This window comes from Janthinobacterium sp. HH106, assembly GCF_001758725.1.
Taxonomy (GTDB): Bacteria; Pseudomonadota; Gammaproteobacteria; order Burkholderiales; family Burkholderiaceae_D; genus Janthinobacterium.
The window spans coordinates 58,036-71,236 of the sequence record NZ_LRIC01000017.1 but is presented as its reverse complement, the minus strand read 5'-3'; the positions used below and the strand labels follow the sequence as shown (position 1 = coordinate 71,236).

The 13,201-nt window shown below is 64.4% G+C and carries 17 protein-coding genes; 6 read left to right on the top strand and 11 right to left on the bottom strand.

Translation table 11 applies throughout. The annotated features are described in order from the left end of the window. Window positions 1-56: 56 nt before the first annotated feature. Entirely contained in the window at window positions 57-1,010 is a 954-nt protein-coding gene (locus tag JAB8_RS09430) for a succinylglutamate desuccinylase/aspartoacylase family protein (protein WP_070289320.1), read from the top strand. On the opposite strand, the gene JAB8_RS09425 is transcribed toward JAB8_RS09430, so the two are convergent. Continuing rightward, the gene (locus JAB8_RS09425) at window positions 1,011-1,340 is read right to left on the bottom strand and encodes an SMR family transporter (protein WP_070217979.1); all 330 of its coding nucleotides are present in this window, start codon (window positions 1,338-1,340) and stop codon (window positions 1,011-1,013) included. Window positions 1,341-1,363: 23 nt separating this feature from the next. Further along, window positions 1,364-1,684 (bottom strand): quaternary ammonium compound efflux SMR transporter SugE, encoded by a 321-nt coding sequence (gene sugE, locus JAB8_RS09420; protein WP_070217981.1) that lies wholly within the window; start codon window positions 1,682-1,684, stop codon window positions 1,364-1,366. Between the two features lie 197 nt (window positions 1,685-1,881). Here sugE and JAB8_RS09415 point away from each other — a divergent pair, with 197 nt between their 5' ends. The 5 genes from JAB8_RS09415 (at window position 1,882) to JAB8_RS09400 (ending at window position 5,021) form a co-directional block, all read left to right on the top strand. Beyond that, window positions 1,882-2,241 (top strand): DUF1304 domain-containing protein, encoded by a 360-nt coding sequence (locus tag JAB8_RS09415; protein ID WP_121671124.1) that lies wholly within the window; start codon window positions 1,882-1,884, stop codon window positions 2,239-2,241. A gap of 162 nt (window positions 2,242-2,403) precedes the next feature. Continuing rightward, entirely contained in the window at window positions 2,404-2,700 is a 297-nt protein-coding gene (locus JAB8_RS09410; protein ID WP_070217983.1) for a helix-turn-helix transcriptional regulator, read from the top strand. A 57-nt stretch (window positions 2,701-2,757) separates the two neighbouring features. Next, window positions 2,758-3,822, top strand: coding sequence for an alkene reductase (locus JAB8_RS09405; protein ID WP_070289318.1), 1,065 nt, complete (start codon window positions 2,758-2,760; stop codon window positions 3,820-3,822). Window positions 3,823-3,905: 83 nt separating this feature from the next. After that, on the top strand, window positions 3,906-4,205 hold the full coding sequence (locus tag JAB8_RS28970; protein WP_139142990.1) for a hypothetical protein: 300 nt from the start codon (window positions 3,906-3,908) through the stop codon (window positions 4,203-4,205). A 204-nt stretch (window positions 4,206-4,409) separates the two neighbouring features. Then, entirely contained in the window at window positions 4,410-5,021 is a 612-nt protein-coding gene (locus JAB8_RS09400; RefSeq protein WP_070289317.1) for a 1-acyl-sn-glycerol-3-phosphate acyltransferase, read from the top strand. A 5-nt stretch (window positions 5,022-5,026) separates the two neighbouring features. Here JAB8_RS09400 and JAB8_RS09395 read toward each other — a convergent pair whose 3' ends face one another. From JAB8_RS09395 to JAB8_RS09355, 9 genes are all read right to left on the bottom strand, one after another. Further along, window positions 5,027-5,587: a HupE/UreJ family protein gene (locus JAB8_RS09395; protein ID WP_070289316.1), complete on the bottom strand. Its 561-nt coding sequence runs from the start codon at window positions 5,585-5,587 to the stop codon at window positions 5,027-5,029. Further along, window positions 5,584-6,222 (bottom strand): urease accessory protein UreG, encoded by a 639-nt coding sequence (gene ureG / locus JAB8_RS09390; RefSeq protein ID WP_070289315.1) that lies wholly within the window; start codon window positions 6,220-6,222, stop codon window positions 5,584-5,586. Before ureG ends, JAB8_RS09395 begins: the two co-directional genes overlap by 4 nt. Window positions 6,223-6,244: 22 nt before the next feature. After that, entirely contained in the window at window positions 6,245-6,925 is a 681-nt protein-coding gene (locus JAB8_RS09385) for an urease accessory protein UreF (RefSeq protein WP_070289314.1), read from the bottom strand. Beyond that, entirely contained in the window at window positions 6,925-7,440 is a 516-nt protein-coding gene (ureE, locus tag JAB8_RS09380) for an urease accessory protein UreE (protein WP_070289313.1), read from the bottom strand. Before ureE ends, JAB8_RS09385 begins: the two co-directional genes overlap by 1 nt. Window positions 7,441-7,452: 12 nt before the next feature. Further along, window positions 7,453-9,153 (bottom strand): urease subunit alpha, encoded by a 1,701-nt coding sequence (gene ureC, locus JAB8_RS09375; RefSeq protein ID WP_070289312.1) that lies wholly within the window; start codon window positions 9,151-9,153, stop codon window positions 7,453-7,455. 1 nt (window position 9,154) lies between these two features. Beyond that, window positions 9,155-9,484 (bottom strand): urease subunit beta, encoded by a 330-nt coding sequence (locus tag JAB8_RS09370; protein ID WP_034751935.1) that lies wholly within the window; start codon window positions 9,482-9,484, stop codon window positions 9,155-9,157. 30 nt (window positions 9,485-9,514) lie between these two features. Further along, window positions 9,515-9,817 carry an urease subunit gamma gene (locus tag JAB8_RS09365; RefSeq protein WP_034751936.1) on the bottom strand — a complete coding sequence of 101 codons (303 nt, stop codon included), beginning with the start codon at window positions 9,815-9,817 and terminating at the stop codon, window positions 9,515-9,517. A 41-nt stretch (window positions 9,818-9,858) separates the two neighbouring features. Continuing rightward, window positions 9,859-10,701: an urease accessory protein UreD gene (locus tag JAB8_RS09360; protein ID WP_070289311.1), complete on the bottom strand. Its 843-nt coding sequence runs from the start codon at window positions 10,699-10,701 to the stop codon at window positions 9,859-9,861. Between the two features lie 153 nt (window positions 10,702-10,854). Then, window positions 10,855-13,065, bottom strand: coding sequence for a GGDEF domain-containing response regulator (locus JAB8_RS09355; RefSeq protein WP_070217999.1), 2,211 nt, complete (start codon window positions 13,063-13,065; stop codon window positions 10,855-10,857). Window positions 13,066-13,201 lie beyond the last annotated feature (136 nt).

The window sequence follows — 13,201 nt, the reverse complement described above, 5'->3', positions numbered from 1 at the left end:
GCTAAAATATGCCGACCCCGCTTTCCCTTCCCGCAACAGCATAGGATATGTCCAGCATGAGCAGCGCACTCCCCTTCAAATCCATCAACTACACGGGCCAGGGCAGCGGCCCGCGCCTGATCGTCACGGGCGCCGTGCACGGCAATGAAACCTGCGGCACCAAGGGCATCCACCGCGTGATGGCTGAACTCGACAGCGGCGCCCTCTCGATTCTGGCCGGCAGCGTCACCTTCGTGCCCATCACCAACCCACTGGCCTACGCCAAGGGCGTGCGCAGCGGCGACCGCAACCTGAACCGCAATCTGTTTCCGAACGACAATCCACAAGATTTTGAAGACCGCATCGCCAACTGGCTGTGCCCTTTGCTGGGCCAGCACGACGTGCTGCTCGACTTGCACTCGTTCAATGCCGACAGCCAGCCCTTCGTCATGGTGGGGCCGCGCAACAACGATGGCCCGCTGCAACCGTTTCAACACGAAGACAAGGAACGCGCGCTGGCGCGCCGCCTGGGCGTGCGCCGCTTCGTCGACGGCTGGCTGCATGCGTATGGCCAGGGCGTGCAGCGCCGCCTGGGCAATAGCGACCAGGTAGGCATGGTATTGCGCTATGGCGTGGGCACGACGGAATACATGCGCTCGACGGGCGGCTATGCGCTGACCCTGGAATGCGGCCAGCATGCGGACCCGGCCGCGCCGGACGTGGCCTACCGCGCCATCATGAACACCCTGGCCTTCCTCGGCTTCATCGATGCGCCACAGCCTGAACCGATCGCCGACGCGGACATGGAAGCGCTGAATATGGTCGTCGTGCACGACAAGCTGCATGCAAGCGACCGCTTCATCAAGACCTGGTCCAGCTTTGACAAGGTCAAACAGGGCGAGCAGATCGGCGTGCGCGCGGACGGCACGCCTGTGACGGCCGAATTCGACGCCTACATCCTCTTCCCGGACGTCAACGCGCAAGCCAATGCCGAATGGTATTACCTGGCGCGGGTGGCCAGCAGCTTCTGATCAATGCCCCACTGATTTGGAGAACAGGTTAATGACGAGCACGCCGGCAATGATCAGCCCCAGGCCGATCAGGGCCGGCGTATCGAGGCTTTGCTTGAACCAGAACCAGCCGACGGCGGAAATGAGCACGATGCCCACGCCCGACCAGATCGCATACACGATGCCGGTAGGAATGACCTTCAAGGTCAGCGACAAACACCAGAAGGCGATGCTGTAGCCGACCACGGTGATAACGCTGGGCCACAAGCGGCTGAAGCCCTCGGAGGCCTTCAAGGCGCTGGTGGCGATGACTTCGGCGATGATGGCGATAGCCAGGTAGAAATAGGTCATGGCGAGGCTCATGCTGGCATCCTTTATTGCGGGCTGAGCAATTTCAAGCCCAGGATGCCGGACACGATCAGGGCGATGCAGGCGATGCGCGCGGCGCTGGCCGGTTCGCCCAGCACCATGATGCCGAAGATGGCCGTGCCCACGGTGCCGATGCCCGTCCAGATGGCGTAGGCCGTGCCCAGCGGCAAGGTGCGCAAGGCCAGGCCCAGCATCACCACGCTGCCCAGCATGGACACTGCCGTCAAGACGGATGGCACGAGGCGGGTAAAACCGGCGCTATATTTGAGGCCGATGGCCCAGCCGATTTCCAGCAAGCCCGCCAATACCAGAATGATCCACGCCATCTATTTCTCCCGAGGCGGCAGGGTCGTCCCCGCCATGCAGCCCCCACATCGAGCGGGGTCGTCCCCACAGGAGCAAAGGGAAAAGTATACCATCGGGTGAAAACTCTTGCCGCAAGCACATTTTTTCTGGTGCTATTGCCAAAAGATATGCTGATGGCAGCATAATTGGGCATCCACACACACACCCGGGAACAATGATGCTACTGCTGGCCCAAATCCTTACCGCCCTCATCCTGCTGCTGCACGTCTATATCGTGCTGCTGGAAACCGTGCTGTTCGATGCGCGCGGACGCAAGGTGTTTGGCTTGTCCAAGGAAAAGGCGGAGATCGTGCGCCCCGCCATGTCGAACCAGGGCTGCTACAACGGCTTTCTTGTCGCCGCGCTGGCGCTGGGCTTTTTTCACCCGGACGCGGCCATCGCCCATGCATTCACCGTCTTCGGCCTGACCTGCATCGCCGTGGCTGGCGTGTGGGGCGCGGCCACCGTCATGACGCGCATTCTCTATCTGCAAACGGTGCCTGCCGTCATCGCCCTGCTGCTGTTCCACTTCGCCTGATACCTGCCGGGGCGGCCGACCGGCCGGCGCTGGCACCCGCCCCTGCCTGATAAATCCACCGGCCAGCACGTTTTTTATTTATATCGTAAAATTCCGATATTGAAATTCATAAAAGACGATACATATATCGCTTGAAGACGAACATCGACCAGGAGAAACAGCATGGACATCGACGCCATTCACAAGGCGCTGGCCAATCCCGTACGGCGGCAGATTTTGCAGTGGCTGAAGGAGCCGGAGCAGTATTTTTGCGAACAGGACCATCCGCTCGACTTTGGCGTCTGCGCCGGCCTGATCGACCGGCGGCTGGGGTTGTCGCAATCGACGGTCTCGGCGCACTTGGCCACCCTGCAAAAGGCCGGTTTAATTTCCGCCAGAAAAGTTGGCCAATGGAGCTTTTTCAAGCGCAATGAAGCCACCATCCAGGCCTTTCTGGACCACATGCAGCAAGGTTTGTAACAGCACCCCCCATCCATATCGCCGTTCGCGGCATTCTCGACAGGAAAGATAGCAACCATGGCAACTTTATTCGACCCCATCACCATAGGCAGCCTGCAACTGAAAAATCGCATCATCATGGCGCCGCTGACGCGTTCGCGCGCCGGTAATCCTGGCCGCGTGCCCAACGCCCTGATGGCCGAGTACTACACGCAGCGCGCCTCGGCCGGCATGATCATCTCGGAAGCGACGGCCGTCACGCCGCAGGGCGTGGGCTATGCCGACACGCCCGGCATCTGGTCCGACGAGCAGGTGGAAGGCTGGAAACACATCACCAAGGCCGTGCATGACGCGGGCGGCCTGATCGTGCTGCAACTGTGGCACGTGGGCCGCATTTCCGCACCCGTCTTCCTCGATGGCGACCTGCCCGTGGCGCCCAGCGCCGTCAAGCCGGCCGGCCATGTCAGCCTGGTCCGCCCGAAACAGGAATTCGTCACGCCACGCGCGCTCGATGCGGAAGAAATCCCCGGCATCGTGGCAGCCTACCGCCTGGGCGCAGAGAATGCGAAAAAAGCGGGCTTCGACGGCGTGGAAATCCATGGCGCCAATGGTTATCTGCTCGACCAGTTCTTGCAAGACAGCACCAACTTGCGCACCGACAACTATGGCGGCTCGATTGAAAACCGCGCCCGCTTGATGCTGGAAGTGACGGACGCGTGCATCGAAGTATGGGGCGCCGACAGGGTCGGCATGCACCTGGCGCCGCGCCGCGACGCGCACGACATGGGCGATTCGAACCCGCGCGCCACCTTCGGCTATGTGGCGCGCGAGCTGGGCAAACGGGGCATCGCCTTCATCTGCGCGCGCGAAGCGCTCGGTGAAGACCGCCTGGGCCCGTACCTGAAGCAGGAATTTGGCGGCGTGTACATTGCCAACGAGAAAATGGACAAGGCGGCGGCCGAAGCCTTGCTGGCCAAGGGCGAAGCCGATGCCGTGGCCTTTGGCCTGTGGTTCATCGCCAACCCCGACCTGCCCATCCGCCTGCGCAGCGACGCGCCGCTCAATCCGCTGAACCCGGACACCCTGTACGCGCCGGACGCGACCGGCTATACGGACTACCCGGCACTGGCGGCACACGCCTGAACAGCGCCCTGAGCACGAGCGGCTCTGCGCCGCTCATCCCCCCATGCGGCGGGCGCAACGACACCAACGCAGTTCACTGCGCAATGATCGTGGCGGCCGCCGTTTTTGCCTGTCTTTCAGCGCCATCGGCGCCGGGCCGGACGTGCCGGGCGGCGCGCCTGCACGCTGCTGAAGACGCGGCGTATCACCTCGGCCGGTACCGCATGCTCGCGCAAATAGGCCGTCGCCACCGTCCGGCCCAGGGCGTGATGAAACGCCACGCCACGCTCGACGAGCTCGGCCATCACTTTGTCCGTTCGGACATTGTTTCCATGTACATCATCGACACTGTTTTTCATGCCATGGCTCCCTATCGGGTGAATCAACCCTGCATCAAGTTTTGACCACATACCGTGCATTTAGTGCCCGGCACAGGAAGCAAGCATGGTTAAAATGGCAGTACAAACGGCGCCGACACCGCATGGATAGCGGCCTCGGCTGCTTGTCGCCACCGCCAGCCCCGTATAGAATGCCTGCGCAGAATTTTTGCTTCAAGGAAAATGGCCACCAGCGCCATCCCATTAAAACAGTGTCACTGAAGGGTATCGATGGACGATTTATTTGTACAAGCGGGCGACTTGCCGACCTGGCACCAGCGCTGCGCGCTGCGCGTGCTGCACCTGTTCGGCTGGCGCCTGCGCTTCCGCCCCTTGCCGGGGCCGCGCGGCATCGCCGTCGTCTATCCGCACACGTCCAACTGGGATTTCATGGTGGGCCTGTTCGGCAAATGGGCGCTGTCCTTGCCGTTCCGCTGGCTGGCCAAGGATTCGCTGTTCCGCGGCCCCATGGGCAAGGTGCTGCGCTATCTCGGCGGCGAACCCGTCGACCGCAGCACCACCAGCGGCACGATCCAGCGCCAGGCCGAACGCATGCTGGCCGCAGACTGGTACTGGCTGGCCATCACGCCGGAAGCGACGCGCAGCTACCGCCCGAACTGGAAAAGCGGCTTTTATCACCTGGCCCTGGCCGCCAAGGTGCCGCTGCTGCTGGTCTACATCGACTACCCGAACAAGGTGCTGGGCGTCGTCGACCACTTATACTTGACGGGCGACAAGGAGGCCGACATGGCGGCGATTGCCGCCGTGTATGCTGGCCACCAGGGCTTGCACCCTGAAATGGCGGCGCCCATCGTGCTGTCCGACAAGCGCCCCGGCGCGTAAGCCGCTCAAGCAACCCCCATCAGCACCACGCCAGCGGCCGTCAAGGCCACGCCGGCCACACGCAGCACGCGCTCGGCCAGCACCTGGCCGACGACACGTCCCGCACACAGCAGCATGGCCGAGGCCAGCATGAAGCCGCACGCGGCCGAGGCGGCCGGCAATTCCTGGCCATGCGCATTGCCATGCGCGAGCGCAAACATACCCACCAATCCCAAGCCTAGCCAGTTCGGCAAGGCCAGCGCCAGCGCGATGGCCAGTCCCACCAGCGCCACCGTGGCGGCGATGCCCGTTTCCAGCCCGGGCACCGTCAAGCCCGCCATGCCGGCCAGCGCGCCGAGCAGCATCATGCCGAGAAACGTGGCGGGCTGCCCCCAGCCGCGGCGCTGCTGGCCGCCCCAGAGACCCACGCCCAGCATGGCCAGCAAATGGTCGATGCCCGTGAACGGGTGGGCGAAGCCGGCCAGGAAGCCCACGCTGTCGCCATGACCGGGATGGGCCATGGCAGGCAAGGCCAGCAGGCACAGGGCCGCCATGGCGGCTGTTTTTGTCATCAGTGTTGCGTTCATTGCAGCTCCTTGCCTGGTTGATCGAGCAAACCTTGCTCGCGGATAAAATCGATGACGACCTGCACGCCGTCGCCGCTGCGCAGGTTGGTGAACACGAAGGGGCGCTCGCCGCGCATGCGCCTGGCGTCCTGCGCCATGATGTCCAGGTTCGCGCCCACGTACGGCGCCAGGTCCGTCTTGTTGATAATGAGCAAATCGGAGCGCGTGATGCCGGGCCCGCCCTTGCGCGGGATTTTTTCGCCGCCGGCCACGTCGATCACGTAGATCGTCAGGTCCGACAGTTCCGGGCTGAAGGTGGCGGCCAGATTGTCCCCGCCCGATTCGACGAGGATCAGGTCGAGATCGGGAAAGTCCGCCTGCATGCGCGCGATCGCTTCCAGGTTGATCGATGCATCCTCGCGGATGGCCGTGTGCGGGCAGCCGCCCGTTTCCACGCCCATCAGCCGCTCGGCCGGCAAGGCATCGGCACGCAGCAGGATTTCCATGTCTTCCTTGGTGTAGATATCGTTCGTGATGACGGCCATGTCGTAGCGCTCGCGCATGCCCTTGCACAGCATTTCGCACAGGGCCGTCTTGCCCGAGCCGACGGGCCCGCCTATGCCCACGCGCAAGGGATTGGAGGTAATCGATGTCATGTTTGCTCTCTCATTGAATAGTTCAGGAACGGTACAAGCGGCTGTACTGCACTTCGTGCCGCATCGACAGCAGCGACAGGCCCGGCGCCCAGTTGCCCATCTCGTCGTCTGCCAAGGTTTGCGCCGTGAGGGCCGCCGCTTCCAAGTCCGGCCGCAGCGACAGCAACAAACGCTGGCCCGCCACCTGCCCCAGCGGCACGGATTTCACGCAAACGAGCACCTGGTTTTCCGCCCAGGCGAACAGCATGGCCAGCAGCGCTTCCTCGCGCGGAATGGCCAGCGCCGCCACAGCGCAGGCATACGCGGTGGGTAAAGCCACTTCCGGCTCGCCCTGCAGCATGTCGATCAGGACGCCATCGGCCACGCCCAGCTCGGCCAGCAGCTTGGTCAAGGAATAGCCCATCTGGATGGTTTCGGCGCGAAATTCCGCCGTGTCGCGCGAAGCGATGAAACGCTCACTCCAGCGCTGTACGGCGCGCAGATCCTGCGCTGCAAACGCCTGCATCAAGCGCCAGCACAGGGGCGCCTCCCAGCGCGCCACCACCTGCGCCAGGTGTTGCGCGATCCATGCGCGCGCCGTGGCCGCGTCGTGCACCAGGCTTGACTCGAGCGCCGCTTCCAGCCCCTGCGAATAGCTGTAGGCGCCGATCGGCAAGGCCGGGCTGGCGAACTGCAGCAGATGCAGCAGGGCCGATGCCTGCATCACGCAGTGTCGCCGGGACGGTGGATTTTCTGCCGCAGCGGCACGGGCGCCAGCAAGTGCTGGCCGTGGCCATCGTGGTGGCCATGGCCGCCGCCATACGCGCCCGCTTCCGGCTCGAACGGCGCGCTCTCTTCCGTCACGGTCGCCTGCAAGCCTTCCAGCATCTCCTTGAGCACCACGTCCTTGCGGATGCGCAAAAAGCCGTCGCCCACCTGCGCCTGCGTGTGGCGGTTCCCCAGGTGGAAAGCGCAGCGCAGCAGGGTGTGCGCATCCGCGCAGCGCACCAGATAGGTTGGTTCGCGCGCGGCGACGATCTGCACCACCTGCCCGCCCGGCCCCGTCATGCGTTCGCCGTCGCGCAGCACCGTGCCGCGCACGGTGAACACGGCCACGTCCTCGCCATTCGACAGCACGGCGCGCAGCCGGCATTTTTCGCGCTGGTCGTAGGGCAGCACGAGTTGGGCAACGGCGGCGCGAGGATCGTCAGCCGCCAGTTTGGTATGCAAAGTCAGCATGATGTCTCCTGCTTAAAATAGAAAATAGCGCTGCGCCATGGGCAGCACGGTCGCCGCCTCGCACACGAGCAGCTGGCCGTCGGCGCGCACGGCATAGGTTTCCGGGTCCACTTCCATGTGCGGCGTGGCGCCGTTGTGGATCATGTCGTGCTTGCGCAAGCCGCGCATATTCTTCACGGCGATGACGGATTTGTTGAGTTTGAGCTGATGCCCGATATCGAGGTCGTAGGCCGCCTGCGAGACAAAGGTGAACGATTTTTTCAGGCCGCCGCCGAAGGCGCCGAACATCATGCGGTAATGCACGGGCTGCGGCGTGGGGATGGACGCGTTCGGGTCGCCCATCTGCGCGGCCGCGATCATGCCGCCTTTTAGAATCATCGACGGCTTGACGCCGAAGAAGGCGGGCTTCCACAGCACGATATCGGCGATCTTGCCCGCCTCGATGGAGCCCACCACGTGCGAAATCCCGTGCGTGATGGCCGGGTTGATCGTGTACTTGGCGATGTAGCGCTTGGCGCGGAAATTGTCGCTGCGCGCCGTGTCCGGCGCCAGGGCGCCCCGCTGCACCTTCATCTTGTGCGCCGTCTGCCAGGTGCGCATGATCACCTCGCCCACGCGGCCCATGGCTTGCGAATCGGACGACATCATGGAAATGGCGCCGATATCGTGCAGAATGTCTTCGGCGGCGATGGTTTCGCGGCGGATGCGCGACTCGGCAAAGGCCACGTCTTCGGCAATCGCCGGGTCCAGGTGGTGGCAAACCATCAGCATGTCCAGGTGCTCGTCGAGCGTGTTGACGGTGAACGGGCGCGTGGGGTTGGTCGACGAGGGCAGTACGTTGGACTGGCCCACGGCGGCAATGATGTCGGGCGCATGGCCGCCGCCCGCCCCTTCCGTGTGGAAGGTGTGGATGGTGCGGTCCTTGAAGGCGGCCAGCGTATGTTCGAGGAAGCCGCCCTCGTTGAGGGTGTCGCTGTGCAGCGCCACCTGGATATCCATGCGGTCCGCGACGGACAGGCAATTGTCGATGGCGGCCGGCGTGCTGCCCCAGTCTTCATGCAGTTTCAGGCCGATGGCGCCCGCGCGCACCTGTTCTTCCAGGGGCAGCGGCAAGCTGACGTTACCTTTTCCCATGAAGCCCAGGTTCATCGGGAAGGCGTCGGCGGCCGCCAGCATGGCGTGCAAGTGCCACGGTCCCGGCGTGCAGGTGGTGGCGGCCGTGCCCACGGCCGGCCCCGTGCCGCCGCCCAGCATGGTGGTCACGCCGCTCATCAGCGCTTCCTCGATCTGCTGCGGGCAGATGAAGTGGATGTGCGTGTCGACGCCGCCGGCCGTGACGATCATGCCTTCGCCGGCGATGATCTCGGTGGCGCCGCCGATGGCCAGGGTCACGCCGGGCTGGATATCGGGATTGCCCGCCTTGCCGATGCCGAAAATCAGACCGTTTTTCAGGCCGATGTCGGCCTTCACGATGCCCCAGTGGTCGAGGATGACGGCATTCGTGATGACGGTGTCCATCACTTCGGCCGCGCAGCGCTGCGACTGGCCCATGCCGTCGCGGATCACCTTGCCGCCGCCGAATTTCACTTCTTCGCCGTAGATCGCGTAGTCATGCTCGATCTCGATGAACAGTTCCGTGTCGGCCAGGCGGATGCGGTCGCCCTTGGTGGGGCCGAACATCTCGGCATACGCGCTGCGGGGAATGCTGGCCATCTCAATCCTTTCCCGGTGGTGTGTCTTGCAGTTCGCCCATCACTTCGCCGTTGAAGCCGTAAACCTTGCGTTCGCCCGCCAGCGCCACCAGTTCCACCGTGCGCTGCTGGCCCGGTTCGAAGCGCACGGCCGTGCCGGCCGTGATATTGAGGCGCATGCCGTAGGCACGCCAGCGCTCGAAGGCCAGCGCCGGATTGACTTCAAAAAAGTGAAAGTGCGAGCCGACCTGGATGGGCCGGTCGCCCCGGTTGGCCACCACCACGGTGGCCGTGGCGCGCCCCGCGTTCAAGCTGATTTCGCCTTCTTCCAATTGGTATTCGCCTGGGGTCATGAGGGGCTCCTGTCAATGTCGCTTGTAGGGTTACGGTATCGGGTGGTGCACGGTCACCAGCTTGCTACCGTCGGGGAAGGTCGCTTCCACCTGGATGTCGGGGATCATCTCGGCGATGCCGTCCATGACGTCGGCGCGCGAGAGTATCTTGGTGCCGTCCGACATCAGCTGCGCCACCGACTTGCCGTCGCGCGCGCCTTCCATGATGGCGGCGCTAATCAGGGCCACCGCTTCCGGGTAATTCAATTTCAAGCCGCGCGCCAGGCGCCGTTCGGCCAGCAGCGCGGCCGTAAAAATGAGCAGCTTGTCTTTTTCGCGGGGAGTCAGGTCCATGGTTTTCCTTGCGCTTCTTTCCTGATTAAGTGTTCCAGATGCTAAGTGTTCCAGATGCGGGGCACGACGGCGTCGCGTCCCAGCATGGCGGGGCGCAGCAGCTGCCAGGCGGCCAGCATGACGCGGCGCGCCGCCTCGCTGTCGCCGCACAGCAGGCGCACCACCACCAGCGATTTCATGTGCGTGGCGCCAAACGCGGCGCCGGCCGGCACGGCGATGTCGCGCACGGCCGCCAGTACGGCGGAAGAAACAGGCCGGCCGACGGCGATCAGGGTGGCGCATACCGTGTGTCCGCCCAATCCCAGCGGGCTGGCCATCAGGGCGCCGCCGGCAGCCAGCACGCCCTGCTCCCACCACAGCAGCTTGCCGCCGCGGCGGATCTGCACCTGCTGGCTGATGCTGCCCGTATTAAAAATTTCGCCTGCGGCGCTGCGGCCCAGGCAAACGATGTCGCAGCCGATGTAGCCGGCGTCCGCCGCCAGGTCCACCTCATGTCGCAGGCGCACGCAGGCCTGGTCGAAGAAAATGCTTTCCTGCGGCAGCCACTCGATGGCGGCGCCGCTGCCCGCGCGCAGCACGATGTGCTGGCCCGAGACATGGCCGTTGGCGCGGTACCATTTGGCGGCGCCCGGCGACGTGAGCAAAGCGTGTGCGCCCTCGCCCGCCGTGGCGTCGACGGCCAGCTGGTCGCCGCCCACCACGCCGCCGGGCGGATGGATGATGATGGCGTGGCAGACGGCACCGCCTTCCGGATACAGGGGCTTTTGCACGCGCAGGGGGCCCCTGTGCGTGCGCTCGACAAGGCGGCTGACGCCATCGTGCAGCGCGAAGCCCAGGCGCAGGTGCGCCTGCCAGGCGCCGTGTGCGCTGGCTGGTGGAGGCATGACTGGGTGGCTGCTGTCTGGCATGCGGGCAATCGCGTAAATAAGCGATTACCTAAGCAGGATATGTGCCAGCATCAGGTGAAGGAAACGTGAGAATCGTGCACCGCGTTGCAGCGAATGCACCGGCATGGTGCAGCGACCGCACCGCGGCGCTTATGCCTCGGCCATGGCCAGGGTGCGCCGTTCGCGCAGCAAGGCCGTAAACAGTGCCGCGCCCAGGGGGCGGCTGAAATAATAGCCCTGCATTTCATCGCAGCCGTGTTCCGTCAGGAAGGCGACCTGCTCGCGCGTTTCCACGCCTTCGGCGATGACGCGCATGTCGAGGTTGTGCGCCAGCGAGATGACGGAACGGGCGATGGCCGCGTCGCTGCTGCTGGTGGTGACGTCGTCGACGAAGGATTTGTCGATCTTCAGCACGTCGATGGGAAAGCGCTTCAGGTAACCGAGGCTGGAATAGCCGGTGCCGAAGTCGTCGAGCGAAATGCCCACGCCGATGTCCTTCAGGCGCGTGAGGGCCGCCACGGCCTTGTCCGGGTCGCCCATCACCGTGCTTTCCGTGATCTCGATGCCCAGGCAGGCGGGCGCGATGCCGTACTTGCGCAGGGCCGCCTCGACGAAGGGCACCGTGCGGTCCTGCGCGAACTGCTTGCCGGACAGGTTGACGGCCACCTTGATGCTGCCCAGGCCCGCATCGTGCCACACGCGGATCTGCGCGCACACGCTTTCAAGCACCCATTCTCCGATAGCCGTGATCAAGCCATATTCCTCGGCCAGCGCAATGAACAGGCCGGGCGGCACCTTGCCCAGCACAGGGTTATTCCACCGCAATAACGCTTCCGCACCCAGCATGGCGCCCGTGCGCAAGCACATCTGCGGCTGGTAATGCACTTCGAATTCGTCGCGGCCGATGGCGCCGCGCAACTGCTGCTGCATGGCCAGGCGGGCGCGGATATCGCTGCCCATGCGCTCCGTGAAGAAGGCGTAATGGTCGCGCCCCATTTCCTTGGCGCGCACGAGGGCCGTGTCGGCGTGGCGCAGCACGTCGTCGAGGCTGTCGCCGTCTGCCGGGCACATGGCGATGCCGATGCTGGTGGTCAGCGCCAGGCGCTCGCCGTCAACACTCAATTCTTCGCGCAAGCCGGCCAGGATGGTTTGCGCCAGCCCCAGGGTACGTCCCAGCAGGGCATCGTCCTGCAGCAGGATCTGGAATTCGTCGCCGCCCTGGCGCACCACAGTGTCGCCCTCGCGCACGCAGCCGGACAGGAAGCGCGCCACCACTTGCAGCGCCTTGTCGCCGACGGCCTGGCCGTGCGAATCGTTGATGTTCTTGAAGCGGTCCAGGTCCAGGCACATCAGCACCACCTGCTGGCTGTCGCGCACGGCGTTCGCGCGCGCCTGTTCGAAGCGCTCGCGCAGCAGCACGCGGTTCGGCAAACCCGTCAGCGCGTCGTGGTAGGAGAGGAAATCGATCAGATGCTGCTCGGCCTTGCGCTCGCTGATGTCGAGGAAGACGCCCACATAGTTGACGACGGCGCCATCGGGCCCGTGCACGGTGGAGACGCTGAGCAGGCAGGGATAGGTGTCGCCGCTCTTGCGCCGCGTCTGCACCTCGCCCGACCAGCAGCCGCTGCTGCGCAAGCCCTGGCGCAGGGCCAGCAGCACCGCTTCGCCCGTGTATTCGGCATGCAGGCGCATGATGTCCGTGCCCACCACTTCCTGCGCTGCGTAGCCGGTGATGCGGGTAAAGGCGGGATTGGCCGTGACGATGATGCCGGCCGGATCGGTGATCAGGATGGCGTCCTGGGTCGCTTCGAAGACCTGGCCCGACAGGCGCAGCAATTCTTCATTGGCGCGGCGGATCTGCACTTCGCGCGCCAGCGTGCTGGCCACCTGTTCCAGTTCGGCCGTGCGTTCGGCCACCCGGCGTTCCAGGTTGGCGCGCTCCTGCGCCAACTGCAGCTGCGCCCGCGCCAGACGCACATGGGCATCGGTGCGGGCGAGGATTTCCTCGGCCTGGAAGGGCTTGGCGATGAAATCGACGGCGCCCAGCGCAAAGCCGCGCACCTTGTCGTCCGTATCGTACTGGGCCGACAGGAAGATCACCGGCACCTGCTGCAGGGACGGTATCTCCTTCAGGCGGCGGCACACTTCAAAGCCGTCGAGGCCGGGCATGCGCACGTCGAGCAGGATCAGCTCCGGCGGGCGCGCCTGGGCCGTCCACAGGGCCAGTTCGCCGTTCGGCGCCTGGCGCACCGCGTAGCCGGCGCCGCCCAGCAAATCGCTCAACAGCTTCAGCGAAGCCGGCGTATCTTCAACGATCAGTACTTCGCCCTTCGAATTCACTTCCGAAAAATCGCGGTGCATGTAGCAGTTCTCTCAGCTTTGGATGAGGCGCGGCGGTCCGTTGCCACGCTGGACAAGACATTTTCTTTGCGATGAACTACGTACTATCATCATAATCTTTATTGCAATTTAGCACCATCCATCGGCCCTACTTAGT

What these genes read in the sequence shown, in the direction of transcription:
- JAB8_RS09365 (WP_034751936.1), bottom strand. Translation starts at nt 9,817, where the DNA reads ATGGACCTGACTCCCCGCGAAAAAGACAAGCTGCTCATTTTTACGGCC.
- JAB8_RS09430 (WP_070289320.1), top strand. Translation starts at nt 57, where the DNA reads ATGAGCAGCGCACTCCCCTTCAAATCCATCAACTACACGGGCCAGGGC.
- JAB8_RS09400 (WP_070289317.1), top strand. Translation starts at nt 4,410, where the DNA reads ATGGACGATTTATTTGTACAAGCGGGCGACTTGCCGACCTGGCACCAG.
- JAB8_RS09355 (WP_070217999.1), bottom strand. Translation starts at nt 13,065, where the DNA reads ATGCACCGCGATTTTTCGGAAGTGAATTCGAAGGGCGAAGTACTGATC.
- ureG (WP_070289315.1), bottom strand. Translation starts at nt 6,222, where the DNA reads ATGACATCGATTACCTCCAATCCCTTGCGCGTGGGCATAGGCGGGCCC.
- ureC (WP_070289312.1), bottom strand. Translation starts at nt 9,153, where the DNA reads ATGGCCAGCATTCCCCGCAGCGCGTATGCCGAGATGTTCGGCCCCACC.
- JAB8_RS09425 (WP_070217979.1), bottom strand. Translation starts at nt 1,340, where the DNA reads ATGACCTATTTCTACCTGGCTATCGCCATCATCGCCGAAGTCATCGCC.
- sugE (WP_070217981.1), bottom strand. Translation starts at nt 1,684, where the DNA reads ATGGCGTGGATCATTCTGGTATTGGCGGGCTTGCTGGAAATCGGCTGG.
- ureE (WP_070289313.1), bottom strand. Translation starts at nt 7,440, where the DNA reads ATGCTGACTTTGCATACCAAACTGGCGGCTGACGATCCTCGCGCCGCC.
- JAB8_RS09405 (WP_070289318.1), top strand. Translation starts at nt 2,758, where the DNA reads ATGGCAACTTTATTCGACCCCATCACCATAGGCAGCCTGCAACTGAAA.
- JAB8_RS09410 (WP_070217983.1), top strand. Translation starts at nt 2,404, where the DNA reads ATGGACATCGACGCCATTCACAAGGCGCTGGCCAATCCCGTACGGCGG.
- JAB8_RS09385 (WP_070289314.1), bottom strand. Translation starts at nt 6,925, where the DNA reads ATGCAGGCATCGGCCCTGCTGCATCTGCTGCAGTTCGCCAGCCCGGCC.
- JAB8_RS09415 (WP_121671124.1), top strand. Translation starts at nt 1,882, where the DNA reads ATGCTACTGCTGGCCCAAATCCTTACCGCCCTCATCCTGCTGCTGCAC.
- JAB8_RS28970 (WP_139142990.1), top strand. Translation starts at nt 3,906, where the DNA reads ATGATCGTGGCGGCCGCCGTTTTTGCCTGTCTTTCAGCGCCATCGGCG.
- JAB8_RS09360 (WP_070289311.1), bottom strand. Translation starts at nt 10,701, where the DNA reads ATGCCTCCACCAGCCAGCGCACACGGCGCCTGGCAGGCGCACCTGCGC.
- JAB8_RS09370 (WP_034751935.1), bottom strand. Translation starts at nt 9,484, where the DNA reads ATGACCCCAGGCGAATACCAATTGGAAGAAGGCGAAATCAGCTTGAAC.
- JAB8_RS09395 (WP_070289316.1), bottom strand. Translation starts at nt 5,587, where the DNA reads ATGAACGCAACACTGATGACAAAAACAGCCGCCATGGCGGCCCTGTGC.